This is a genomic window from Microcoleus sp. K4-B3 (assembly GCF_036704615.1).
GTDB lineage: Bacteria > Cyanobacteriota > Cyanobacteriia > Cyanobacteriales > Microcoleaceae > Microcoleus.
In genome coordinates this window covers 1-25683 of record NZ_JAUBSF010000006.1, presented here as the reverse complement: position 1 = coordinate 25683, position 25683 = coordinate 1, and the positions used below count along the sequence as shown (strand labels likewise).

Sequence of the window (25683 nt, the reverse complement as noted above, 5' to 3'; positions counted from 1 at the left end):
TTAAAATGCAGAGGCTTTAGTGCAATGTCAGACCATCAAAATGAACCTAGAGAATACGATGCCGTTCTCGGCGGTCAAAATTTAATTTCTGTCAATGCTGCGATACTCGGAGGCATCTCAGGCGTTAAAAGCCGCTTAGCTTCGCCCGCTGTCGAAGTTAGAATCGCCGCACTCTCTGAAGCGGTGAAATATGAAGAAGCAGGCTTGGATTTAATAATTCAAGCATTGGGGGATGAGTCAATGGAGGTGAAATTAGCTGCCTATTCCCTGCTGAAAGATAGGGATAAGGAGAAATTAAAACAACATTTACGTAACTATTTTGAATTTGATGTCATCACAGTCGATGCGTATGGAAAAGAAAGCAGTCGCAGAAAGTCCTTTGCTCACTTTTTTTCGGAAGACTTAGGTAACGGAATTGTACTGGAAATAGTTTACATTCCAGGCGGCACATTTATGATGGGTTCCCGCAAAAGCAAAAGAAGACTATACGAGTACGAAAGTCCGCAGTATCAAGTCACAGTACCAGCTTTTTTTGCAGGCAAATACTCCATCACCCAAGCACAGTGGCAAGCAGTGATGGGAAACAACCCATCCCATTTCAAAGGCGAAAAATGTCCTGTAGAACAAGTATCGTGGGATATGGCCGTCGAATTCTGTGGCAAACTCTCGCAACAAACCGGGAGAAAATATCGCCTGCTGAGTCAAGCAGAATGGGAATACGCCTGTCGTGCGGGTACAACAACCCCATTTCATTTTGGGGAAACCATTACCCCGGAATTAGTCAACTATAACGGAAACTTCCCCTACGCAAACGCCCCCAAAGGACTTCGGCGCGAAGAAACAACCGATGTCGGGAGTTTTCCCCCCAATGCCTTTGGGTTGTATGATATGCACGGCAATGTTTGGGAGTGGTGCAGCGATAGATGGCACGAAGACTATCAGGGCACACCTGATGACGGATATTCCTGGGTAAATGGCAATGATACCCGAGTGCAGCGTGGCGGTTCTTGGCGTAGCCTTGCGGTTCTTTGTCGCAGTGCGAGTCGTAGCTGGGTATCGGCGGGCAACTGCAACTCGCTCATCGGTTTTCGCGTGGCTCTGGTTTCCGCGTAGTCTCCGGTTTCTGCTTCTGTGCTGTAGTCTCCCATGTTGACAACTATCGTTACACAGACAAGGAGTATTAGACTCGGATTTGGTTTGATATTAAGCCACTGCAAACCCAGTATTAACCCGCATTTCTGGAGGATAAAAAGCCAGCACGATATCCTGCGGTAAAACTCCAGCTTCTAGCAATTCTTGAGTCACTCCTTCTTCAATACCATCCCATTCAATCCAAATCTTCCCTTCGCGAAGGCGGAGGTGCAAAACAATATTGTGAACTCTGCCTGTTTTATTCCATCCTGCACCCATCAATAAATAGTTATCGTTTTGTCGATCGCAAATTGTCAGACTTTCAATTTCTGGCTGGCTGGATTTATACTGTCCGTGAACGGCTACAATTTTTTGAACTATCTGCCGATACTTTTCTAACTTATCCATTGTACTATCTCCTCAGAACTTGGATTAAAAACAATTAACTTAATTTCTTGGTCTTGAACGATCGTTTGAATAGAAATACGCATAAAAAATCCTTGATAAATTTGTTGAGGTACTGCTAAATATATTTCTCTTTCGGGATGCTGCCGCCTCAAAAAGCCTCGGTATATATTGTATTGTCCGACAGCTTTTTCTAGTTCGGAAACTAATGAAGGACTCGTAAAGCTTTTGATTTCTACAACAATTTTTCGGTGATTCCTTTCAGCAGCGAATAGCTTCTCTGCTGCTAAATCCGCATAGAGACGCAGGTCTTGAAATTCGATTGTCAGCGGATCGTCTGTAATTTCCCAGCCCTCTTTGGCTAAAGCATTTTTGACGCAATCATGATAGATGTCTTGTCTTGGCATAGAAGTAATTATACCAAAAAATTGATCTGCCTTTCAGGGGCGGCGTCGGAGCAACGACCCATCGTGCATTATTTAAAAATATCTTTCCGCTTCTGCAACAGCAAAGTGGCGGTTAAATAAACTGCTGCGTGCAGGCCTAAAATTCCCCAATTCAAAGCCAAGTTTTGCCAAGTTGGTTGGTAGACTGCACTCTTATCGAATAAGTGCGGTAAGATTGTGCGATCGCACAATCTTACCGCACTTCCCTCAACCGTTTATGTAATAATCCCGCGTTCCCTTCGCATTCATCGCTTCTCCGAGTCGATTTAACCCGTACACGTAAGCTGCAGTTCTCATGGAAACTGACAATTCCTGAGATTTTTTCCAAATTGCCTCAGTTTCTTCGACCATTTTATGCTTCAACCGCTGATTGACTTCCTCCAGCGTCCAATAAAGCCCGCTGCGGTTTTGCACCCACTCAAAATAACTAACCGTTACGCCTCCGGCATTGACTAAAATATCAGGAATTACCTGAATCCCCCTCGCTTCTAAAACCAAATCAGCAGCAGAATCAATCGGCCCGTTAGCTACTTCAAAAATAAACTTAGCCTTAACATCATTAACATTGGCTTCCGTTATTTGATTCTCCAAAGCTGCTGGAACCAGCACGTCTACATCTAATGCTAAAAGCTGTTCATTTGTCAAGATTTCGTGTTCGATAATATTGCAAACTGAACCTTCGCAGTAAATAGCTTTGATACCTTTGTTAGAGTCTTTAAAGCCTCGAATACTGGGGATATCCAGCCCTTGTTTAGCATAAATTCCCCCTTGGGAATCGCTGACAGCAACAACTTTGTAACCTGCTTTCCAGAGCAGTTCTGCTATTTCTGCGCCGGCATTACCAAAACCTTGTACTGCTACAGTCGTATCTTGAGGATTTAGCTCAAATTTGGGTAAGATAGTTTCTACTACAAAAAAAGCACCCATTGCTGTGGCCGTATCTCTGCCCAAGCTGCCGCCAATTGTCACTGGTTTACCAGTCACCACGGCTGGAGAAAGCTGCCGCTTAATAATATTGTACTGATCCATCATCCAACCCATAATCATGGGATTGGTGTAGACATCCGGGGCGGGAATATCGACATCGGGGCCGATGAAATCTGCGATCGCATCGACATAGCCCCGGCTCAACCGTTCCAATTCCAGTTTGGACAATTCCTTGGGATTGAGAGTAATTCCGCCCTTGGCTCCCCCAAAGGGCAAGTTCAAAACTGCACATTTAAACGTCATCCAAAATGCTAAGGATTGCACTTCATCAAGGGATACTTCTGGATGATAGCGAACTCCTCCTTTAGATGGGCCTCTGGTATTGTCGTAGCGCACCCGATAACCTTGAAAAATTCGCAGGGAACCGTCGTCCATCCGCACGGGAATCGATACAATTAAACTAGATTTGGGATATTTCAGCCGTTCGATCGTATCCTCGGAAAGCGACACATATTTTAAGGCTCGTTCTAATCGGCGACTGGCATCGGCAAATAATGAATCAGACATAGTAAGAGGAAGGAAGAGGTTCGAGGGAAGAAGGAAGACAGGAGAATAATTTGCCGCAAAACTCTTGGTTAGCTGGCATCTTAAATTTAATTATTTTGGATTACCTGGTGGTTTTGCGATCCTTTCTAATTTAATCACAATCTCGGTGTAATTCTGCATAAGTGTCTTCTACATAAGTGCCTTTGGCATAAGTGCTCTCTACCTTGTGTCGATCGACAATCTCGCAGTGCCAAGCAGCGATTAAGCAGATACACTTACAATAGAAGGTGATATTTAAGCTCAAGCCACAATTTGAGTTCGATCGCTCAAATCACAGCCAGCCATCAGGGAAATTAAATTCTGAAATAGATCGAGGCTTTAGCTGACGTTATCAACTGAATTATTATTATGGTTGGACTCCTAGCCGCACTCTCTGGGTCTGCGGCAGGGGGTATGAGAATTGCCCTGCCCCTGCTGTTAATTGGTTTGTTGCGGATTGACAAACTTTGGTCGGAAATACCTCTATTGTCGGGGGTTCACCCCCAAGTGGCGATCGCCATCTTGGTGAGTTGGTCGCTGTTAGAATTATTTGCTTCTAAAACCTTTGTGGGACAGCGGGTGCTACAAGTTGTGCAAATTATTTTCAGTCCCATTGTAGGAGCAATTATGGGAATTGCGATCGCTCAGGTAAGTTCGATCGACGAAATTATTGCTCACCCTTGGATGCTGTGGATTATTGGTGTTGTCGGAGGTTTGTTGGCTTTAGTGCTGCAACTGGTACAAGCAGGATGGCTTTACCGACTGCGGGGTTTGCCGATTTGGGTGATTTTCCTCCAAGATGTTCTGTGCATTTCCTTGGTTTTGTTTGCCTTTGACGCTCCGCGGCAGGGAGGGCTAGTTGCTATGATGCTGCTGTGGCTGGCAATTCGCAGTTCTAAAGAGTGGTATCGCTGGTACAGAAGTCAGGGAATAACGGGCGATAGGGGAAATCCCCGCCGCCACAAGCGCGATCCAGATTAATTGGTGATTAGTCATTTCGTTTACGGTTGTTTCGGAATGATTTAACCGCAGAGACCGCAGAGGGCGCTGAGTCTCCAGAAGAGAGAGAGGAATAATTCCGATCCCAACGGATTTGATATCATTAGTCCTTTGTAACTACAGTCAACTGTCAACTGTCAACAGTCAACAGTCAACAGTCAACTGTCAATTTAAAGCAATCCGATCGAGTGTAGCGGGCCGTGACCGGTAATTAACTCCAGCAATAGTGCCATAAAACCAATCATCGCCACACGACCATTCCAGACTTCCGCCCCCGTCGTCAAACCCCACTCCCACTGCTCTTGAGGGTACATTTTCACTTTCTTGGAAGGGCGTATAACATCAGAGAATTTAACGCTGGGAGATTCGATCGACTCGATGACTAAATCGGCCAAAGCCTCAATAAACACCGGATGAGTATTCAGGGCGGGCACTCGGTAGAAATTCTGAATCCCCGATTCTTCTGCTAATTCTCGATACTCCATGTCAATTTCTTGTAGAGTCTCGATGTGCTCGGAAACGAAACTAATCGGAACTACCAACAAATCTTGCACTCCATTTTCTGCCAATTCGGTAATGGCGTCTTCGGTGTAAGGCTTGAGCCATTCCACCGGGCCAACCCGACTTTGATAAGCTAGAGTGTGTTCGTTCGATCGATCCAAATGTTCCACAATCAGACGAGTGCAATCTTCAATCTCGCGCTGATAGGGGTCTCCAGCCTCTTCTACGTAGCTGACGGGGACGCCGTGGGCGCTAAAAAAGATGTGAACTCGATCGGGATCGGGATTGTGGTCTAGTTCTTGGGCAATCAATTCCGACATTGCCTGAATGTAGCCTGGCCGCTGATACCAAGAAGGAATCGCGGTATATTCTATATCCTTGAGATCAGGATCTTTGCCCCACATTTCTTCTAGCTGCCGGAAGCTAGAACCGCTGGTGCTGATGGAAAATTGAGGATACAGCGGCAAGATTGTCAAGTGTTCGATGCGATCGCGCTTAATTTTGGCGATCGCCTCTTCGGTAAAAGGATGCCAGTAGCGCATCCCCACGTACACTCGAGCATCCTGTCCCTTTTTTTGCAAGAGTTCTTGCAGCGAAGCGGCTTGTTCCTCGGTAATCCGCCGCAAAGGAGAGCCGCCCCCGATTTGGCGGTAGTTTTCCTGGGATTTCTGAAAACGCAGGGTCGAAATCAACCAGGCGAGCGGTTTTTGCATCCACGGAAACGGAATGCGAATGATTTCCGGGTCAGCAAACAAGTTGAACAGGAAAGGACGGACATCCTCGATTTGATCTGGCCCGCCCAAGTTTAATAGCAATACTCCCACACGACCCATAGCGGTTACAGCTCTCCCATCGTCTCAGTTCTGTTACTTATCTTTATCATATAACTTAATAATATCTTAAGTCGATAGCAAGGTATACATAATTTTGACTGTGGCAACAATTTTTAGAGATTTAAGTTATCGGTATCAGTGGCTCTACGATGCGATCGCGCGTCTGGCAGCTTTGAGCGCAGGCGGCGAGGCTCGTTTGAGCCAACTAGCCTTGCAAAATTTGACCGTCAGCGCGGAAACTAAAGTTTTAGACCTTTGCAGCAGCAGCCGTCAAACTACGCAGTTTCTGGTGCAATATTCCCAGGATGTCACAGGACTTAACGCTTCACCGCGCTCGCTGGAACGGGCAAGGAAAAATGTACCATCAGCCAATTATGTAGAAGCTTTTGCTGCTGAGTCGATGCCTTTTCCCGACAGTCAGTTTGACAGGAGTGCACAGCAGCGTTGCGATGCACTAAATGCGATCGGCGCAGTTGCGAGAAATCTTTCTGGAAGTATACCGGGTGCTTAAGCCCGGTGGTCTATTCATTTTGGTAGATTTTTATCGGCCCACAAATCCGGTATTTTGGCCAGGATTGGCTGTATTTTTGTGGTTGTTTGAGACTGAAACTGCTTGGAAGTTGCTCGAAACTGACTTGGGGAGTTTGTTGGCAGAGGTGGGATTGCGATCGTACAATTCCGAAGAAGCTCAGCAACCAAAACTTTATCCTGGCGGCAGCATTCCAGTAATCCAAGTTCAAAAGTCAAAAGTCATTAATCATTAGTCATTAGTAGACAAGATTGCAAAACTCACAAACAATCTGGAAAAGCATCTGCGTTTATCTACTTTTATCTGCGGTTTCCCTATCAATCAAAAAATTATGCAATCTTGTCTACTAATGACTAATGACTCATAACTAAACAAACTTTTTCGCTTCTGCCAAAGCCGCCTCAAACTTGAGCAATACATCCTTTTCTGTGTGAATAACTTTCTCTTGTTCCAGCAGCGGGCGGCCAAAGCGAAAAATGCCGTCCTGTTCTACGTGGTCTACATAAGGCAACGTTTCTGGATGCGGCAAAAATTTTCTGCCAATTGTGTACGGCGTGTGGAAAGAAAAACTAAAATCAGGAAACTTGTCGCTTTTGATTTCCAGGTAGTAAAGCGAGTAATAATCTTTGGTTTCGGAGTACACACATTCGCGGCACTTATTTACCAATTTGCGGTTCTGATAGAAAAACTCCCACTTGTCCCAATAGTAGCCATCTTTCATCATTTCCTGGTGGTCGTCGCACAGTTCTAGATATAATTTGTCAGCATCCGCCGGGCGGTAGAAGTAAAGCATGGCGTAGGGCATCTCAATCAGTAACTTGACAGCTTGATTTTTTCGCTGGTACCATTCCTGCTGGTGAGTTTCGTATACTTCCTTATATTTAATTGCTTTAAAGCTGTTGAGCTGATTTTCTTTGGCCCACCGCGACGCCCAAACTGTCCAGTAAGCTAGCTGGAAGGTTGCTGAAATTTCCGCCGAACCTTGTTCTTTCCAGTCGGCAATGATTTTTTCCCAAGCTGAACTAAAAGCTCCTCGGGATTGTTCGTTTTCTTCGCGGTTTTCTGTATTGATTGGGGAGGCTGTTGGGCGATTATTTTGAATCAGCCTTTTGGGTTCTTTGCGCCAATTATTAATATCAGTTTCCGTTAGACTTAAGATGAATCTTCTGTCGTGAACGGGATATTCTAAATGGATTCCAGATTTGCGAAAAGAGCGGTATTCTAGAATAGGGAGTTTGCCTTGTTCAATCCACTGCTGGCGTTCTGCTGGCGAACACTTGAGTATTGCTTCTAATTCTACGGGATCGACGGCTAATTCACTTTTGAATGTCTCCCAAAATCTTTCTTGTTCGGCGGGATTTACTTCCAGCACGGATACAATTTTGCTGACGAGGTAATCGGTTTTGTCTTGGCAATTTTCGGGAAGTCCTAAAAATTCGAGCAGTTTGGTCTTGAGTATGCGTCTGGCAGAGATTAGCTCGGCTAACATGAGAAGCTCCAGTAGAGTCATGAGTTGCGCCCTTGAATTGGCAAGATTTGCGCAAGTCTTATATATCTTAATAGATTCTCCTGGTTTGTCGGCAATTGAAATGTCCGCGCCAGCGAAGCTATCCCGAACCCGCGTGCCTTCGGGAATGATAGGGAATTCCCCAACCTCCGCTCCATGCCTAAGCCAAAATACTCAAAACAAGGCTAAAAGACCGATCGACCTTTTGGCCTTATTGGCTAAAATCGATAATTGCGATCGCGCACCCACAAACTCACAGGCACAGCATGGCCTGTTTTGTCAACCTTTACTTCTACCAAAAAAGATTGTCGCTGATTCCTTTGAGCTTCGCTAATCTCCTGATTGACTTTTTCCCTTTCATCCTCTGGCATATAATAAGTTTCTAAGCCGTATTCCATCCGCCAACTGTTATATTTGCCCTTAATTGCGATTTGATTGGCGGGCAAATTGGTGGGATTTTTGAGACTGACGCGGACGGGTTTCCAAGGTTGGGGGCGGCCCGGATTAGTCGCCGCTTTTGGCGCTTCTAAGATTACATAAAAACTGGTTTGTGGCTTGGGATTGTGCGTATTTTGCGGACAAGCAACCCCGGGCGGACAAGGTGTTTTTTCGGCAGGTAAATCTTTCCAGCCGGGGAGTTTTTCGAGATTGGTGCGATCGGAAATATCATAGCTCAAAACTTGGTAATATCCGCGCAAAAAATCGTAAGGGTCTACTGGTGCTGTTTGTAGGACAACTGTTTTGCCAGTAATAAAAGTGTAAACTGCGGTGGCGGGTACGGCGGCAATTAGTCCGATTTGCAGGAGTAAAGGAACCCACAGCCGCCACGCAGGAAGGCGTTTTGCTTCTGGGGGAAGCTGAAACAGATTTGTTGTATCTGGATTTTTAACTAATAAGTCAATGTTGTTTGTGTTCATGTTATGTATGGGTTATATTGTTTACGGTTGTTTCGGAATGATTAAACCACAGAGACCGCAGAGGGCGCTGAGTGAGAGAAGAGAGAAATGAATAATTTCTATTCATCGGGAATTTTTGCGAAGTGGCGCTCGAACCACAAACCCGCAGCAATTACGCCAATTCCGCACAAAACAAAGACAAAAGATTTGAGCAACAATCCTGTGTTATATTCAAATACTCTGCTGATAATTTGCAGGGTGATTAATACCATCCCTCCCCAAAAAGTCTGGCGGTTGCCTAAAGCTAAACCTTCTCGGATTAAGCCGACAGCGAGCAAAAATAAGAAAACATTGAACAGAAAAGTCGCTAATTGAGGAATGGGAGTAAAACTGAGGTGAAAAAGCGGTATAAAGGCGCTGGCGAGGATTAAAATGCCGATCGCACTTGTAGTCAAATCCACTGCTTTTTGTCTTGGTCGCCGCAGTTCCAAACGTCCCAAACGCAGCCACTCAAACAGCGTGAAACCGCCCAAAACAACCACATTTGCCAGCAAAACCCAATCGGGCTCAGTTTGCCCAGGATTCGGCGAATCTTGCCACAACCAGTGGAAAGAAAGAAAATAAAACAAACCGGCGAGAAACAGCAGTGCTAAACTGCGGGCGGTAGGTTGAAACAGCTTGCTGCGTACCTTCGGCCAGATTGCATCGTCGTATCCCCACAGCAAAGCGGGCGGTAGGGCGCAAAAAATTGCTGTACCCCAGGTTAGATTTAAGCCTTGGACGATAGAAACTTGTAGGGAAAAAATTATCGCGATCGCACCTATGGCAAAAATAGCACGCGATCGACACCAATAAGCCAGCGGCACAAACATTATACTGGCTGCGATCGGCATTTGCCGCACCAAAACTTCCAGCCAAGAAAACTCGACTTTGGAAGACCAATCTAACACGGCAAGCCAATAGCCCCAACCGATTAAAAGTGCGGACAAAACACCCAAGGAAGTCAACCGCAAACTGTAAGCCATTCCGAGCACGCCGATTCCCCAAGCAAGGAAAAGTCCGTAGGAAGAACCGCCAATGTGGAACATTTGCGCCATCAAAGCCATATTTGCTCCTAAAATCAGAGCACCTAATAGCAACAATCCTTCACCTAGGAGTTTGTTTCGCCCTTTTGTTGCGGGCAGATTGGGAGGGGAGTTGTTGCTTCGGGATGGGGGAATTCGCCACAGATAGAAACCTGCTGCATTGACTGCTACGAAAAGACTTAGCAGCAGCGCAACTCTCACTTCGCGCGACCAAACTTGCCAGTTTGCGGCTACAAAGGTGATGACTCCTATACCGAGGAGAATGCCGCCGAGACTCATCAGAATGCTGAGGAATCGGTTGCGGGAGGCGGTTTCGAGTGTGTTGAATTGGTAGCGTTCGGAAAGTTGTTGGTAGAATGAAGTATCGATGAGTCCTTCTGCTTGCCAGAGTTTGGCTTGTTCTCGCAACTCGCGCCGAAATTTATCTGAAATCATTGTTTATATTCCAGAGGATTTGAACTGTGATAGTTTTTAATATGTCACTTGTGAGTCGATTGTCGATGGAGGCTGGGACACCTGCTGAACTTGCACAACAGTTTTGATTGATATCCTTCGGCTGTTAAAACCGTTTTTACATAAACAAACTCCCAGCAGAAAGGAACGAATAAATCAAGGAATGTAATATTATGGTACAAGCTCAATCTAAAAAATTAACTTTTGACGAGTACCTTAATTACTCAAATGATACGGGTCAACGCTATGAGTTAATTGATGGGGAGTTAATAGCTTTGCCACCAGAATCTGAACCTAATAATTTCATTGCTAACTATCTATTTTTCTATTTTGCTAGCAGCGGGCTAGTGCCACTCAGGCTGATTAAAACGCATAATTGCGAGGTTCAAGTTGCCGTTTTGCGCTCGTCCGATGCCGCCAACCGCTACCCCGATTTGATAATTCTGGAACCTGAACACATTCCGCTGACAGCAACCAGGCTAACTATCACTTTCGATATGCTGCCTCCTCGGTTTGTTGTGGAGGTAGTCAGTCCGGGTAGAGTGGGCAGGGATCGGGATTACGATCCTCTTCGAGGGCTTCGCCAACGCAAACGAGCTCAGTACGCAGCGCGGGGCATCGCAGAGTATTGGGCGATCGATCCAATTGAACAAGTAGTGACAGTTTTGCTGCTTGAGGATGGGCAATATGTTGAGGTTGGGGTGTTTCGGGATGGAGAGGCGATCGTATCTCCGATGTTTCCACAGCTAAATTTGACGGTTCAACAGATTTTGAGTGGAGAGGTTTAGGGCCAGGCTAATAGCTAACTGGTTAGCATTCATCTAACCAGTCACTTTTGCTAGTAACGCAGAATTTTGTTTCAATCGCCGATCGAGTTTTAGTTTGATTGCAACTATGAATCATTTGTTGTCGAGGATTACAATCCTTGATGTTTCAATCCCTCATAGGGTTTTATGGTAATTGCAACCGTAATTATTTCGTGCTGTCGATCAAACTGGCGATCGCCTGCGGACTGGGAATCTGAGAGGGGTTGGCGATCGGTGAAGCAAGTGCTGGCAAAATAGCCGTACTAGCCACAATCACCGCAATACTGTTTGGCGCGCGGCAATGGTGGCCCATCAGCTTGTGCTGTTAACTGATGTTTAACCTAGTTCTAAGGTTGTCACCCCAAACACTCGATTTAGGGGTAAAATTGGTGGCGTTAATGTGTACATTCGTGCAGTTTCAAAAACTGGTTTCATTTGGTACTTATCAGCCAGATTAATACCTTCTAAATTGGTATCAGGCACATCTAAAAATACAGTAACATCAGGTATTTTTGCCATTAATCCTTGCAATAATAATTCGGCAAAACAGACATTATCGGCAAATAACGGCCCAATTTTATACCCCTGACGGCAAACTCTTAAAACGCCATAACCGCTTAGTTTTCCCTGATGTTTGACACCGAAAGCGATTATTTCAGGTTGTTGAATCCAATGCTTTAAAAAAACCGGACGGCGAACAGGAAAATGTTGAGAATCATAGGCTAGAATTTCTTCCCAAGGAACCGTTGAAAGTGGAATCAGCTCGTCAGGAATAACTCCAAATCCTAGACCTTGATAACGAATGTGACGGTGAGCTAATTTAAAACCTGATTTTTGATAATTTTCCTGTTGGGCAATAACGCCATCCAAACCAATATTTCGCGTTCCTAAATATTCGATCGCGGCTTGCCACAATTTTAATCCCCATCCCTGGCCCCGAAAGGAAGGTTTAACAATATAAAAACCAATAAAACCAAAACTGGAATCATAGGCAACGGCAGAAATTGAAGCAATAGGTTCATCATTCAAATAACCCATGAAAAATCCTTGAGGATCGGTTTGAAAAAAACATTCGGCATCATAATATCCGGGGTTCCAACCTTCTGCGGCTGCCCAATCTACTGCTAAATTAAGTTCCGATATCGTCATCCGGCTAATCATCCATTGTTTTTGGGTCATATTTTTGTACTTAAAGTTATTGGATCTGGGGTTTTTGGTGGTTGCAACATCGGCTGCCAGTTCATGCGCTGTTAGTGCCACCGTTTTTCAATCCCTGATAGGATTTTAGTTTGATTGCGGCCTCTACTATACTATTTGCCTTTATTTTGCGATTTGTTTCAATCCCTAATAGGGGTTTAGTTTGATTGTGGCTTTAGCAAGCACTGGCAGCAGTTCTGCACCGAGATGTTTCAATCCCTAATAGGGGTTTAGTTTGATTGCGGCTTAGGTGGCTAAAAGCTTTGTACTTTGTACGCCGATGTACGTTTCAATCCCTAATAGGGGTTTAGTTTGATTGCGGCGTGAGGATGTGACATAAGCTGTCCATCAGGCGATCGGTTTCAATCCCTAATAGGGGTTTAGTTTGATTGCGGCTAAATCTTTACCCGCTAGATGTTCAGTCCAAATCATCTGTTTCAATCCCTAATAGGGGTTTAGTTTGATTGCGGCGCTGGGGTCGGTTGCACTATATCAATCGGAAATTTTTGAGTTTCAATCCCTAATAGGGGTTTAGTTTGATTGCGGCTTATTATAGTCACCTTATGCCTCCAGAACCTGAGTTTCAATCCCTAATAGGGGTTTAGTTTGATTGCGGCTACGCGGTAAATGTCCCTTAGTTAAAGGGTGGAAGTTTCAATCCCTAATAGGGGTTTAGTTTGATTGCGGCGCGTTCTCCTTTTGCTTTCCCTTCCAAGACTTCGTTTCAATCCCTAATAGGGGTTTAGTTTGATTGCGGCGCTGGTCAATAAAGCTGCACATTGGCTCGGTATAAGTTTCAATCCCTAATAGGGGTTTAGTTTGATTGCGGCTTTTATTAGTTGAAAGAAATCCTATCAGGCAGAGTCTCGTTTCAATCCCTAATAGGGGTTTAGTTTGATTGCGGCCTACCGGCTCAATAGAATTAAGGCACAAAAAAGCCTCCGTTTCAATCCCTAATAGGGGTTTAGTTTGATTGCGGCCTCCGCGCAGATCAAATTGAAGGAATTAGTACAGTCAAGTTTCAATCCCTAATAGGGGTTTAGTTTGATTGCGGCTAATCTGCCTACGACCCCCGCCGCAAGGCTGTTCTCCCACATGTTTCAATCCCTAATAGGGGTTTAGTTTGATTGCGGCAAGGTAGCCTCGGGTAATTGGAGCATCAATTAATTCGTTTCAATCCCTAATAGGGGTTTAGTTTGATTGCGGCGCGACTCGCTTTAAAGGAAGCGGTAGAGCGTCGTTTGTTTCAATCCCTAATAGGGGTTTAGTTTGATTGCGGCTTCAATTAGAATACGAAGATGGAAAAAATAAAACTCAAGGTTTCAATCCCTAATAGGGGTTTAGTTTGATTGCGGCCTAATTCATCGTTCGTTCAGCGTCCTCCCCCAAGTTTCAATCCCTAATAGGGGTTTAGTTTGATTGCGGCTTGGTTTCATTTTATTCTTTAGGAAGGTTTTTGTTAAGTTTCAATCCCTAATAGGGGTTTAGTTTGATTGCGGCATTTTGGCTGACGCCAGACAAACCGCTCAAAGCTTTGTTTCAATCCCTAATAGGGGTTTAGTTTGATTGCGGCACTCTGAGGTGATGCGATCGCAGTTGTTAGGATTATGTTTCAATCCCTAATAGGGGTTTAGTTTGATTGCGGCCGATCAACTGTATCCGCAGCATCCACACAATCAGGCTGTTTCAATCCCTAATAGGGGTTTAGTTTGATTGCGGCTTGGTTCAGGTTGGGGAAATTGCCGGTTATCGCGATGTTTCAATCCCTAATAGGGGTTTAGTTTGATTGCGGCCTGATTCACCCCCCCGATCGCTGCCTGTCAAGAATCCACGTTTCAATCCCTAATAGGGGTTTAGTTTGATTGCGGCCTTGGACGACTTTGCCGCCAACTGCCTCAATTCCGTGGTCGGTTTCAATCCCTAATAGGGGTTTAGTTTGATTGCGGCATGAATATGGACACTACGCCGTTGCAGAGGCAATGGGTTTCAATCCCTAATAGGGGTTTAGTTTGATTGCGGCTATATTGGGGATAGCATTAAGAAAACAAGAGCCAGAGTTTCAATCCCTAATAGGGGTTTAGTTTGATTGCGGCCGAATTTTTTGTTTTTGGTCGCGCTCTCTTTTAAGCGGGTTTCAATCCCTAATAGGGGTTTAGTTTGATTGCGGCCCCTGGAATGCTATTGAAAATCATTTTGATTTTTTTATTCCCGAGTTTCAATCCCTAATAGGGGTTTAGTTTGATTGCGGCAGATGGATACAATGAAAGCACTTGTGCAGAATATCCGGTTTCAATCCCTAATAGGGGTTTAGTTTGATTGCGGCCGATTCGTTCCATCTCCCCGAGAAAAGTGTAAAGTTTCAATCCCTAATAGGGGTTTAGTTTGATTGCGGCGTTGGTTCATGTGGATTTGGAACAATCATAGTATCTGCGTTTCAATCCCTAATAGGGGTTTAGTTTGATTGCGGCTTAAGCGCTGCGAGTCGATCGTACACGGCTTGGCGTTTCAATCCCTAATAGGGGTTTAGTTTGATTGCGGCTCTTCCGCGTGCAGCGTCCATAAAGTTTCTGGTTGTTTCAATCCCTAATAGGGGTTTAGTTTGATTGCGGCATGTTGCGCTCCGGCGTTACCGCCCAGCGGTCAAAGTTTCAATCCCTAATAGGGGTTTAGTTTGATTGCGGCATTATTGATAGAGTTCTTGGTAAACCTTCGGACGGTTTCAATCCCTAATAGGGGTTTAGTTTGATTGCGGCCTTGGGTGCAGTTAAGTTTTGTTATAAATGAGTTGGAAAGTTTCAATCCCTAATAGGGGTTTAGTTTGATTGCGGCGGCCATATCTGAAAGCCTTACTCTATTGAGTTTTCAAGGTACATTTCCGTGAACCGATCTAAAAAGTACCATTTCAGCGATCGACCTGTCAAGAGGCAAATTTTTCAACACCCCTCAAAACCAATCACAGCAAGCATTACAGCGTTTCCGCGAACCGATTTTTTCCAAAAGTAGCTCAACTCCTTACATAGCAAGCGATACAGCCGAAAAAAAACCACCCCCAAAAAAAACCTACCCATTCCCGGAAAACTCAACCCTCAACCCGATTCAAATTCCAGTCGTAAGGCAAAAAAACGATCGCCCATCCATCACTCACAGCCGCCTCCGGCCCCAAATAACCGCCCACATACTCAGCCACCGAACCCGCCGCCTTTACAAAATCCTCGCCGTACCACTTAAAAATCTTGCTCAAATAAAGCGTCTTTTTCTGGGCATCGTACCGCACCTTATCGGGATTGTGAATAAAACGCCTCGCATCCGCTTCTAATTGAGTCCGCACAGACTCCGGGAAATAAGCCCCCCGGCGCAGCAGCGGGCAACCGACTGAAGCGCAAACTAATGCAAAATGGATGCGCGGTTCCGCAAATTCCGGCCGCAAAATTGCGTGTTCGATTTGATTGAGACTGTACTTTTTGCCGCCAATAATCGTATTTGAACGAGTGAAAAAATCCAAAAAACTCAGCCAGTTGGGAATTCCCAAAATTTTGGGACGGATGGACGCGATCGGATATACTTCCAGAACTTGAGAAATTGCGATCGCATTGTACGCATTCAGCCACAACGCCAGCCGCGCATCCGCATCGGTACATTCCGCCAAATCCAAATCGGCCAAACTTTCCAGCCACGCCCTCAAAACATCCGCCCCCTCAGCTTTCCAGCGCCGATAATTGACGCGGCCCAAATCGTCAACGTAGCGTTGCAGCAACTCGTCCCAAATCGTAAAGTCGATCGTACCGATCATTTATTACTATCCATATGATAAGGCGGGCATTGCTTGAGCTTCTGCTTCTATTTAATACTACCGTCAACCGAAATAACACCTGCAACGGTAGCATTTTTTAGATTAGCCCCGTCAAACGGGATCGGGTTAAATTAGCATTGCTCAAATTAGCGCCTTGTAAATTAGCTTGCCGCCAAAAAGCCCCGCTGAAATTTGCCCCCGATAAATTAGCTTCGCTAAAATTTCCTCCTCTCAAATCTGCCCCTGGCAAATCCGCATTTGCTAAACTCGCCTGCGCTAGGGGAATGCCGATCAAATCGCAGCCCGGAGACTGGTTAGCTTGCCGCAACTAATTGACTTGCTGGGGGTTAGCTGCAATCACCGGTGCAGCCAACCCGAACATCTGTCCCCATGAAACTGCTCCCTAATTTACAGATTTCCTGCTCTTTACCTTCTACAATCTTAAAAGATTCTTAATTTCAACTTCTACAGGGATCGGTTTCTTCCGGCACAACACCAATCCCACTTTGAGCGGCAATTTTTTAAATTCCCCTTACCTCCCTAACAAACTATGACGGATCGAACCAACTTTTTCGATAAACTGTTAGCGGCTGTTGAAAACAATCAAAGTTTGCTGTATTTAGCCCTCGACCCCGACCCGGAAACCTTGCCCGCGCTGGTTTCGATGACAGGGGAGGAAACTCAAACTTTTGTAACTGATTTGTTGTCAAAGCTAAAAAGTGCGATCGACCAAACAGCCGATTTAATCTGTGCCTGCAAAATCACCCTCGGTTTTTACCAATCTCTCGGTATTCCCGGTTGGGCATTGCTGCAAGAAATTTTAACAATTATTCCCCCTCACCTGCCAGTAATTTTAGATGCCAAACACTGCGATTTAAATACCAGCACAGTGTTTGCCAAAATTGTATTTCAAGACTGGCGAGTTGACGCTATTACTTTAAGTCCCTATCCCGGATTCGACCAAGTAGCGCCTTTTTTGTTATACGCTGGAAAAACTGTTTTTGTCCTCTGTGCCACCGCCAACCCGTCAGCGGCGGCTGTGCAAGAATACCCGACGCCAAACAACCCTTTTTACTTGCAATTAGTCCGACTCTCTCAAACTTGGGGAACTCCCGAAAAAGTCGGTTTAGAAGTAGGAGTAATGCCGGATATGTTAGCCCGCATCCGCAAAGAGGCTCCTGAACGCCTGATTTTAGTCGAAGGAGACATCCCCGTAGAAAATGACCTCACAGAAGAAAACGACCTCGCACAACTGCTGGCGGCCGGTTTAAGCAAGAATGGTGAAGATTTATTGCTGCCAGTCCCCCCGAGTTTATTAGCGGGGAAAGAGCCGCGCCGAGAAATTGAGAAATTGCGGGATAGTATTAATCAACAGAGGCTGCGGGCGATCGAAGGTAGTCCCACTTGCGAATTGTGGCTGCCCGATGTTTGCTTTTTACAACCGGAACCTCACCACGATTTAATCTTGCAACTTTATGACATCGGCTGCGTAGTTTTTGGCGACCACGTACAAGCATCGGGAGCCGTATTTCCATATTACATCGACTTGCGAAAAATTATCTCAATTCCGCAGATTTTCCATCAAATTGTCAGCGCTTATGCAGACATTCTTAAAAACTTAAAATTCGATCGCATTGCGGGAATTCCCTACGGTTCTTTACCCACAGCGACGGGTTTAGCATTGCGGATGGAACGCCCGATGATTTTCCCGCGCAAGGAAGTGAAAACTTACGGTGCAGGTAAATTGATTGAGGGGCATTTTCAGGCAGGAGAAACGATTGTCGTAGTCGATGATATTTTGATTAGTGGCAAAAGCGTGATGGAAGGCGCGGGCAAGTTAAAATCTGCTGGGTTGAATGTGGAAGATATTGTAGTATTGATCGACCACGAACAGGGAGTCAAAGATAAGATGCAGGCCAACGGTTATCGCGCACATTCTGTGCTAGCGCTTTCGGAAATAGCTGAGATTTTGTATCGAGCAAATCGCATTGATACCGAGCAATTCAATCTTTTGACGGCAGAACATTAAATTATAAAATTTCTAGTTACCAGGCTCTGCCTGGTAATTAAGCTCCGGAGGCTTTGCCTCCAAAATTATGTCTCGTTTGCCTTGTTTTAGGGGAGGCAAAGCCTCCTGAAATGCGTTCCCAGGCTCTGCCTGGGAACGAGTAAAGGTAAATATATCAACCTTGCAAAACTTCAATTAAAGCATTGCCCATTGCCCGACAGCCGACGAGTTTCATGCCTTCTGACATGATATCACCAGTGCGATAACCTCGATCCAAAACTTCGACAACTGCTTGCTCGATTTTATTAGCAGCTTCCGGTTGATTTAAGGCGTAGCGCAGCATCATTGCCGCACTCAAAACTTGGGCGATGGGATTGGCTTTATCTTGTCCCGCGATGTCCGGTGCGGAACCGTGTACGGGTTCAAAAACTCCCGGCCCGGTTGCTCCCAAACTAGCAGAAGGCAGCATCCCAATGCTACCAGTTAGCATCGCCGCCGCATCGGAAAGAATGTCGCCGAATAAATTGCCAGTGACAATTGTATCGAACTGTTTCGGCCAGCGAATTAACTGCATTGCTGCGTTGTCAACGTAGAGGTGAGAAAGTTCGACATCAGGGTATTCTGAAGAAAGGGCAATAATACGATCGCGCCACAGTTGCGAAACGTCCAAAACATTCGCTTTATCAACGGAACACAGCCTTTTTCCCCGCTTCCTGGCCGTCTCAAAAGCCACTCGCCCGATTCTGTCAATTTCCGACTCGGTGTAAGCCATCGTATTCACACCGCGTTTTTCGCCTGTTTCCGTCTCAAAAATACCTTTCGGTTTGCCGAAGTAAATGCCGCCTGTGAGTTCGCGGATGACCATAATATCCACGCCTTCGACAACTTCCCGTTTCAAACTAGAAGCATCAACCAATTGCGGTAAAATAGTCGCAGGACGCAAATTGGCAAACAATCCCAATGCGGCGCGCAGTCCTAATAATCCAGTTTCCGGGCGCTGTTTGCGGGGCAAATTATCCCACTTGTAACCGCCAATTGCTGCTAACAATACTGCATCGCAGTTGCGGCATTTTAAGAGTGTTTCTTCTGGCAGCGGATTGCCTGTTGCGTCAATAGCAGCGCCGCCCATTAAAGCTTCTTGAAATTCAAAGCCGATGTCCAATTGTTGACCGACAAGTTTCAGGACATCTACCGCTACAGCGATAATTTCAGGGCCGATGCCGTCTCCTGGTAAAAGAGTGATGCGGTAGTTTTGAGTCATATCGATTTTGGAGTTTTGATTGTAGATTTGAGATTGAGAGTTAATGGGAATTCTTTGGAAATGCAAGACATTCTCACAAGGCTATAATCATATCAGGATAAGCAACCTCAGAATTCATTATGACATTCCCGACTTACCCGCCTGCTCAAGCTGAACCGCCTCTAGACCCCCGGCAGAGTTTGCCAACAATGTACGATTTACCTAGCGAAGATCCAAAGGAGCCCGGTTTGCCAGATACATTTCATTTAGATCAGCCGCAACTCTTGGAATTCACGTTTTTGCCGCCGGGATGGGATGCGGAACAAGTCTTTACAGCCAGTGACCTAAATTTGTATTACGATGCAACACAACCGCGCTGGCACAAACGCCCGGATTGGTTTGCTGCGGTGGGTGTGCCAAGGCTTTATCAAGGGCGCGATATGCGTTTGAGTTATGTAGTTTGGCAAGAACGGGTAAATCCGTTTGTGGTGGTGGAATTGCTATCGCCGGGCACTGAAGATGAAGATTTAGGGCGGACTGTTCAGCAAGCTGGGGAACCGCCGACTAAGTGGCAAGTTTATGAACAAATTTTGCGGATTCCTTACTATTTTGTGTTCAGTCGCTACACGGATGAATTGCGAGCTTTTCATCTTGTAGGAGGCCACTATGAACCGGCAGAATTAATTGATGGGCGGTTATTTATTCCTGAGTTGCAATTGAGTTTAGGTTGGTGGCAAGGCACTTATAAGAGTATGAATCGGTTGTGGTTGCGATGGTTTACGGCCCAAGGAGGGTTGATTTTGAGTCCGGGTGAAAGAGCAACGGCGGCGGAACGGCAACTGATAGAATCTCAACAGCAACTCATAGCATCTCAACAGCAACTGACAGAATCTCAACAGCGAGAGGAAAGACTAGCGGCGCGGTTGCGGGAACTAGGCATCGATCCTGAACAGTTGGTTTAATAGTTTTCGCACCCAGGCCTGGTGAAACCCCTTTTCAACTCCTCGAATCCGCGCAACAGGAGTGAAATAAGATAAAAACAGTTCGATCGCACGCACGTACAAAAAAATCGGCAAGGAGTCGCACCAGTGGCAGAGGGCGAAGGCATACCAACACCAGCACAGATTGATTCTCGGGACTATTCTTGGGCCTTTTGGCCCATCGTCCCCCTCTATCCCTACAGCAAGCGGCGCACCATCCGCAAGGAAATTGTTAAGGACACAATCTGGACTTTTGACCAGCTACAAGGAATTTTCTACGTTGTCGTCCCGATTCGGATGACAGTAATTAAACTAGAACCCGAAGGCCTTCTCGTCTACGCCCCCGTTGCACCGACTCCTGAGTGCATCCGCTTGGTAAAGGAGTTAGTAGCGGAGCACGGTGAGGTGAAGTACATCCTGCTGACAACGGTTTCAGGCATCGAGCACAAAGTTTTTGTCGGCCCCTTTGCGAGGAGTTTTCCCGAAGCGCAGGTATTTGTCGCCCCGCAGCAGTGGAGTTTCCCCGTGAATTTGCCGCTGAGTTGGCTGGGTTTGCCGGCGAAACGCACGTCTGTACTGCCGTTTGACAGCAGCAACACGCCCTTAGCCGATCAATTTGACTGGGCAATTCTCGGCCCCCTCGACCTCGGTTTGGGCAAATTTGCAGAAGTTGCCTTATTTCACAGACGATCGCGCACGCTGATGTTAACAGATTCCATAGTTTCGATTCCCGAAAATCCGCCGGCGATCGTCCAACTCGACTCCTACCCGCTGCTGTTTCACGCCAAAGAAAGCGCCTCGGACAGGGTGGCAGACACCCAGGAAAATCGGCGCAAAGGCTGGCAGAGAATCGCCTTATTTGCCATGTATTTTAGCCCCAGCGTGCTGGAAGTGCCGCCGTGGTCGGAGGTGTTAGCCAGCGCGCGCCAAGCGCCAGAACGCTCTAGAAAAGCTTATTTCGGGTTGTATCCGTTCAAGTGGAAAACAGATTGGGTGCGATCGTTTGAGGCTTTGCGGGGAGGAGGGCGGTTGTTTGTCGCCCCGATTTTGCAGACATTGATTCTCAACCGCGCGCCGAGGGAAACTCTCGATTGGGTGGATAAAGTGGCGAGTTGGGATTTTCAAAGGATTGTACCTTGTCACTTCGATAGTGCGATCGACTCCCGGCCGCGTGAATTTCGGCAAGCATTCTCGTTTCTGGCAAAACACTCGCCTGTTAATTCTTTACCCGAAGATGATTTTAAATTGCTCAGGCAGATTGATGCGGGTTTGAATAAAACAGGTTTAGTACCGCCTGCAAAAGAGAAAGTTTAATCTGAAATTTTGCACCATTCTGAATAAGCTGTTTGAGCACAGGCAAGATGCCTGTGCCACAAAAAAATAAAGTATTGTGGAACGGGCATCTTGCCCGTTCCGGCTAGAAGCCTACCAAAAAGATTAAACTCTTGACAATTGGTGTCGGTTTATTCATTTATGTCATTAAATTATTAATCAGCTCATCCACCCTCAAAAGTTCTTGAATAATTTGCTCTACCCTCCGCAGTTCATTTATAGGATTTAGGCTTTTAATAGTTTTCGGGGATGTAGCTGAAGTATGTGCCACAACACCTCTTTCTTCCCCAAACGTATTCATGGTAGCCAGCCAAGCAGGATCTAAATCATCGGTATCTATTCCTATTGGCAAAAGCAACGCCAGAAGATTAGCTTCTTTGATTCCATGATTCTGGTCAATGCTTCGCTTAAAACTATTAATAGCTAAATCTATTTTTTTGTTGACTTTTATTTTTTGCGGTGGCAAAGCTTTACTTCCCTTAGGTGGAGTCAGTGTATCTGGTGGTGCTTCCATCATTTGACCAGAAAAGCCAAGCAAGCAGATTAAAGTACGGCAAGTCTTACCCTGACTATCCCAATTCTTTTTAGCATTAAGGGCTACTTCCCAAACTCTGTCCTCAAAATAAGCCTCAATTTCGGCATGAACTAAAACTCTGTAGGCAAGAGTTAAGGCTAGCTGTCGCTCGGAATATGAACCGAGAGGACTAATCTTAGGAATAAATTGTTTTTTTAACCTATTTAACTGCTGAGTTAGAGTACGCAATCTAACTGATTTTGGCATACCTCTCAATAACTTACCTCAAACCGTTAAAGATAATATGGTTATCTACGAGTTCAGGTACATTAAACTCTACATCCAAAACCTTTAACAAAGCTTTGCCCCACAGTGAGAGACGAGTATGAGTTTCGCGCATGCTAGTTGTGCTTTTCTCAACAGCTTCTCTGAATTCGCTATTAGATGATGAACATAACTCTTTAAAAGCTTTTTCCACACCCGCCCGATTCTTCTCAGCAGCTTCTCTAATAACTGGATCTGAAAAATAAAAAACCATTACATCTAAAATAGCTCGATTAAACTTGCCTCGGTAAGTATTATAACTACTCAACCACACGCGAAATATATTTTCTTCTCCAAATATTGTAGTGGTTGTTTGCACTGCCTTTTCAAATTGGCTAACTGTATATGTGACCTCAGTTTTTTTCTCTTTCCAATCCTTGTTGAGTTTTTTGCAAGTCATATCCAAGAACACTTTAAGATTACCGCGATAATCGGATAAAAAATGATGGAATCCTACATATCGCAGTAATAATTCGACATCGCGCATCCGAGGATCGGGATTTTGGGATTTAAGTATTTTTCTTAAAGCCTGATTTTTAATTGATTCGTCATCTAAAAAATTGATGAAATCACCTGGATGCAATGCTTGCCTGAGTTCTTGTGGAGATAGCGGAGTATTTTCTACATTCAGACGGAGAAAAATTTTGTAGAGTAAACTTTCTGTATGCCAATTCCGAATCAATGTAGTACGAAGAGTTTGATTATCGAGTGCATCAAGTACAGAACTATGGAGAAGATCGTTTTTTATAGCCTCATGCGTACAACCATTGAGTTCAGGTCTAAATTCTAAGTTTTTCAAAGCAAAACTATCGTTGGGAGTTTCGCTCCTTCCATAAAATTGCAGAATCGTAAGCAAGCGTTGCTTGCCGTCAAGAACTACAAATTTTCCGCGCTTTTTATCTTGAGAAGCCAAAACTATATCTGGAATGGGAAATCCTAGAAAAATTGATTCAATAAACCTGCTTTTGCGAGTTATATCCCAAGCATCTCGTCTTTGAAATCTTGGATTAAGTTGAATATTGTCACGAACAAGTTGATCGAGTATGGTGGCTGTCGTCCAGTCATTCCCAGCTACAATAATTTCGGAAATTTCGTCTAATACTGATTTGGGATTACCATTAGATTCAAGCTCATAATCTAGAGCTTCATCTTCCTCATCAAAGCTTACTTCTTCTTGTTTTTCTAAGAGGTTGAGTTCAGGCATGACCGCGCTCTACTGGGTAAGTTTAATTTGGATACAGTATACCTAAGTATAGCAGAAGTCAGAAGCCTTAAGTTATCATAGCAGTAACTAATTTATCGATTATGAAAACGATCGCTTTTAATTTTTACGTATTTTTAAGCTAGATGGCTAATTTTTCAACTTAAACTCATCAAACTTCACCACTTCCGATCCGGGTTTCCGCGTATCAAAATAGTAGCTGCTAACAGTACCCTCCCCCGTATCAAAAATAGTAAAAGCCGTAATATCATTGCTATCAATATACGGCAGCGGCCGCCCGTCTTCTCCCAACAAAGGCGCAACAGTCGGCACCACAGGTTCCAATCCGTTCGGGTCTCCAATAGCGCTGTAATCTTCCCGATATCCCGGCGGCACAAGTCGGCGTTTTTCCCCCGCAAAAGCACCGTAACTGTTGCCCACATTAGAAGTCTCCAAAAAGTGCATTCCGCTGGAACTTACAAATCGATTCCACAAGTGCGAATGTCCGTAAAATACCAACTGCACCCCCGCTGTTTCTAGCAACGGCACTACATCCCGAATCAGATAATCTTGCTGTTTCGGATACTCGTAACGCACCATTTTAATCTCGCCATCGAGAGCGCGATCGACTATTTGCACTGGCTCAGTATAAGCAGGTACAATATTGTCACCCAGAGAATGCGGCGGGTGGTGAAACATCACAATTTTATATTTTGCCTGCTGGAATTCCGAACTCTTTAACTCTTGTTGCAGCCAAGTATATTGAGCGCTTCCCTTGACAATAGGCTCAAAAATATGCTGTCCGTATCCCCATTTTTCGGGATTATTAAAATTTTCCTCCCGTTCGCGATACCTGCCTCTTGCACCCGGATCTAAATTCGGAGTCCGCCAGATATTCGTAACGTACAAAGTCACTAACCGCACGTCCCCAAAAGTCACAGCATAGTATTTTTTTGCTTCCGGAAAATTGAAAATTTCGTCATAGGTATCGCTATTAAAAGTATTGTTTTTCAGCCAGATTTCGCGCACTGAAGAATCATTATTGGGATTCAAAGATGCAGCACGTTGAGCGTATATTTTCTCGGCAGCGGCGCGGGGAAAAGGATCATTAAATTGGTCACCGAGTGTGCTGTTGGTTGCAAAGCGACCCATAACTTCATGGTTTCCAATGGCGGGGAATAAAGGCGCGTGTTGGATCAGTTCACCGCCGCTGTAAACTGTTTTGATGCCGTTTTTGTCCAGTGCGGAAAATGCGCGCCCTTGCAGAGCGGGAAAGAAGGCGCGGCCGCGATTTTCGTCAAACCATTCAGAAGCGCGATCGGGTATATTAATTAAATCCCCTGCCATAAAAACCGCGTCAACTCTCCCAATTATTTCGGCTACTTTCTGGAGATTGGCTGCTGTCATAGGCATCAATTGATGGTCGGAAGTGAGGAGAATTTTGAGCGCAATTCCTGCTGCTGGTGTCGGAGAAAGAGTGAATATTTTGCTGCTGACAGATGCGCCGTCTTTCCTTTCGCTGGTGACTCGATAAGGAATGCGAACACCGGGCATTAAATTGGGGACTTCTGCTTCGTGGCGCCAGATGTCGCGGACAATTGGATTGCTGTCAATTATGCTTTGTTTGATTTCCTCGGAAATGCGCGAGTCTTTGTCTTCGCGAGTGCGGCTTAGCTTCGTAGTATTTGCAGCCGCAATTTCATTCAGATTTTCGCCGTAAGCAACCGTGTTGCGAGTACCTGCAAACTCGGTAAACCAGACAACTCGCACCGAGTTTGCTGTTGGAAGTTGGAGAAAGGGATCGGTTAAAAGTTGAGGTTCGTTGAGGTTAGATGGCATAATAAAACCTAGCAATAGGACAATCAAAATCAAAACAGCAAAAAACCAGGGATTGCGAGAATAACCTTGAGAAAATTCTAAGCTGTTTCGCATTAAAACTGGTATAATAATAAATCACAAGTCACAGAAAAGCCAGAAGTATGCCAGCCAAAAAT

22 protein-coding genes, 1 pseudogene and 1 CRISPR repeat array are annotated in these 25683 nt (G+C 45.3%); of the genes and pseudogenes, 7 read left to right on the top strand and 16 right to left on the bottom strand.

Translation table 11 applies throughout. The features are described from left to right. The first annotated feature begins 24 nt into the window (after positions 1 to 24). On the top strand, positions 25 to 1113 hold the full coding sequence (locus tag QUA78_RS05020; protein ID WP_333301816.1) for a formylglycine-generating enzyme family protein: 1089 nt from the start codon (positions 25 to 27) through the stop codon (positions 1111 to 1113). Between the two features lie 90 nt (positions 1114 to 1203). Here the strand turns inward: QUA78_RS05020 and QUA78_RS05015 are convergent, their stop codons facing one another. The 4 genes from QUA78_RS05015 to QUA78_RS05000 form a co-directional block, all read right to left on the bottom strand. Continuing rightward, positions 1204 to 1539 (bottom strand): XisI protein, encoded by a 336-nt coding sequence (locus QUA78_RS05015; protein ID WP_333301817.1) that lies wholly within the window; start codon positions 1537 to 1539, stop codon positions 1204 to 1206. Continuing rightward, a complete protein-coding gene (locus tag QUA78_RS05010; RefSeq protein WP_333301818.1) occupies positions 1527 to 1943 on the bottom strand; it encodes an element excision factor XisH family protein in 417 nt (138 codons plus the stop codon). The genes QUA78_RS05015 and QUA78_RS05010 overlap by 13 nt, the downstream gene beginning before the upstream one ends. Before the next feature lie 68 nt (positions 1944 to 2011). Beyond that, positions 2012 to 2173, bottom strand: coding sequence for a hypothetical protein (locus tag QUA78_RS05005; RefSeq protein ID WP_333301819.1), 162 nt, complete (start codon positions 2171 to 2173; stop codon positions 2012 to 2014). A gap of 16 nt (positions 2174 to 2189) precedes the next feature. Next, the gene (locus tag QUA78_RS05000; protein ID WP_333301820.1) at positions 2190 to 3476 is read right to left on the bottom strand and encodes a Glu/Leu/Phe/Val dehydrogenase; all 1287 of its coding nucleotides are present in this window, start codon (positions 3474 to 3476) and stop codon (positions 2190 to 2192) included. A 387-nt stretch (positions 3477 to 3863) separates the two neighbouring features. On the opposite strand from QUA78_RS05000, the gene QUA78_RS04995 reads away from it, so the two are divergent. After that, on the top strand, positions 3864 to 4475 hold the full coding sequence (locus tag QUA78_RS04995) for a DUF4126 domain-containing protein (protein WP_333301821.1): 612 nt from the start codon (positions 3864 to 3866) through the stop codon (positions 4473 to 4475). 188 nt (positions 4476 to 4663) lie between these two features. Here QUA78_RS04995 and hemH read toward each other — a convergent pair whose 3' ends face one another. After that, positions 4664 to 5827, bottom strand: a complete 1164-nt coding sequence (hemH, locus tag QUA78_RS04990; RefSeq protein ID WP_333301822.1) for a ferrochelatase — start codon at positions 5825 to 5827, stop codon at positions 4664 to 4666. Positions 5828 to 5927: 100 nt separating this feature from the next. On the opposite strand from hemH, the pseudogene QUA78_RS04985 reads away from it, so the two are divergent. After that, positions 5928 to 6591, top strand: a pseudogene (locus tag QUA78_RS04985) (class I SAM-dependent methyltransferase). A gap of 132 nt (positions 6592 to 6723) precedes the next feature. Here the strand turns inward: QUA78_RS04985 and QUA78_RS04980 are convergent. The 3 genes from QUA78_RS04980 to QUA78_RS04970 form a co-directional block, all read right to left on the bottom strand. Beyond that, positions 6724 to 7845 carry a hypothetical protein gene (locus QUA78_RS04980; RefSeq protein WP_333398620.1) on the bottom strand — a complete coding sequence of 374 codons (1122 nt, stop codon included), beginning with the start codon at positions 7843 to 7845 and terminating at the stop codon, positions 6724 to 6726. A gap of 236 nt (positions 7846 to 8081) precedes the next feature. Next, positions 8082 to 8780 carry a GDYXXLXY domain-containing protein gene (locus tag QUA78_RS04975; protein WP_333301824.1) on the bottom strand — a complete coding sequence of 233 codons (699 nt, stop codon included), beginning with the start codon at positions 8778 to 8780 and terminating at the stop codon, positions 8082 to 8084. A gap of 98 nt (positions 8781 to 8878) precedes the next feature. Next, positions 8879 to 10279 (bottom strand): DUF2157 domain-containing protein, encoded by a 1401-nt coding sequence (locus tag QUA78_RS04970; protein ID WP_333398619.1) that lies wholly within the window; start codon positions 10277 to 10279, stop codon positions 8879 to 8881. Positions 10280 to 10470: 191 nt separating this feature from the next. On the opposite strand from QUA78_RS04970, the gene QUA78_RS04965 reads away from it, so the two are divergent. After that, positions 10471 to 11085 carry a Uma2 family endonuclease gene (locus tag QUA78_RS04965; protein ID WP_333398617.1) on the top strand — a complete coding sequence of 205 codons (615 nt, stop codon included), beginning with the start codon at positions 10471 to 10473 and terminating at the stop codon, positions 11083 to 11085. A 184-nt stretch (positions 11086 to 11269) separates the two neighbouring features. Here QUA78_RS04965 and QUA78_RS04960 read toward each other — a convergent pair whose 3' ends face one another. The 4 genes from QUA78_RS04960 to QUA78_RS04945 form a co-directional block, all read right to left on the bottom strand. Then, the gene (locus QUA78_RS04960) at positions 11270 to 11416 is read right to left on the bottom strand and encodes a hypothetical protein (protein WP_333304856.1); all 147 of its coding nucleotides are present in this window, start codon (positions 11414 to 11416) and stop codon (positions 11270 to 11272) included. A 23-nt stretch (positions 11417 to 11439) separates the two neighbouring features. After that, complete coding sequence (locus QUA78_RS04955) at positions 11440 to 12363, bottom strand: GNAT family N-acetyltransferase (protein WP_333304854.1); 924 nt, start codon at positions 12361 to 12363, stop codon at positions 11440 to 11442. Positions 12364 to 12366: 3 nt separating this feature from the next. Beyond that, positions 12367 to 15129: direct repeats of the CRISPR family, unit length 37 nt; unit sequence GTTTCAATCCCTAATAGGGGTTTAGTTTGATTGCGGC. Between the two features lie 250 nt (positions 15130 to 15379). Then, on the bottom strand, positions 15380 to 16090 hold the full coding sequence (locus tag QUA78_RS04950) for a DUF547 domain-containing protein (protein ID WP_333304852.1): 711 nt from the start codon (positions 16088 to 16090) through the stop codon (positions 15380 to 15382). 97 nt (positions 16091 to 16187) lie between these two features. Next, entirely contained in the window at positions 16188 to 16418 is a 231-nt protein-coding gene (locus QUA78_RS04945) for a pentapeptide repeat-containing protein (protein ID WP_333304850.1), read from the bottom strand. Positions 16419 to 16640: 222 nt separating this feature from the next. Here QUA78_RS04945 and QUA78_RS04940 point away from each other — a divergent pair, with 222 nt between their 5' ends. Continuing rightward, entirely contained in the window at positions 16641 to 18119 is a 1479-nt protein-coding gene (locus tag QUA78_RS04940) for a bifunctional orotidine-5'-phosphate decarboxylase/orotate phosphoribosyltransferase (RefSeq protein WP_333304848.1), read from the top strand. 154 nt (positions 18120 to 18273) lie between these two features. Here the strand turns inward: QUA78_RS04940 and leuB are convergent, their stop codons facing one another. Continuing rightward, a complete protein-coding gene (gene leuB / locus QUA78_RS04935) occupies positions 18274 to 19359 on the bottom strand; it encodes a 3-isopropylmalate dehydrogenase (protein ID WP_333304846.1) in 1086 nt (361 codons plus the stop codon). A gap of 119 nt (positions 19360 to 19478) precedes the next feature. Here leuB and QUA78_RS04930 point away from each other — a divergent pair, with 119 nt between their 5' ends. Continuing rightward, positions 19479 to 20300, top strand: coding sequence for a Uma2 family endonuclease (locus QUA78_RS04930; protein ID WP_333304845.1), 822 nt, complete (start codon positions 19479 to 19481; stop codon positions 20298 to 20300). 126 nt (positions 20301 to 20426) lie between these two features. Then, positions 20427 to 21632 carry a DUF4336 domain-containing protein gene (locus tag QUA78_RS04925; protein ID WP_333304843.1) on the top strand — a complete coding sequence of 402 codons (1206 nt, stop codon included), beginning with the start codon at positions 20427 to 20429 and terminating at the stop codon, positions 21630 to 21632. 157 nt (positions 21633 to 21789) lie between these two features. Here the strand turns inward: QUA78_RS04925 and QUA78_RS04920 are convergent, their stop codons facing one another. The 3 genes from QUA78_RS04920 to QUA78_RS04910 all read right to left on the bottom strand — a co-directional run bounded on the left by QUA78_RS04920 (position 21790) and on the right by QUA78_RS04910 (position 25621). Then, positions 21790 to 22431, bottom strand: a complete 642-nt coding sequence (locus QUA78_RS04920; RefSeq protein ID WP_333304841.1) for a HEPN domain-containing protein — start codon at positions 22429 to 22431, stop codon at positions 21790 to 21792. Between the two features lie 13 nt (positions 22432 to 22444). Further along, positions 22445 to 23692: a DUF262 domain-containing protein gene (locus QUA78_RS04915; protein WP_333304839.1), complete on the bottom strand. Its 1248-nt coding sequence runs from the start codon at positions 23690 to 23692 to the stop codon at positions 22445 to 22447. A 147-nt stretch (positions 23693 to 23839) separates the two neighbouring features. Further along, positions 23840 to 25621 (bottom strand): metallophosphoesterase, encoded by a 1782-nt coding sequence (locus tag QUA78_RS04910; protein ID WP_333304837.1) that lies wholly within the window; start codon positions 25619 to 25621, stop codon positions 23840 to 23842. Positions 25622 to 25683 lie beyond the last annotated feature (62 nt).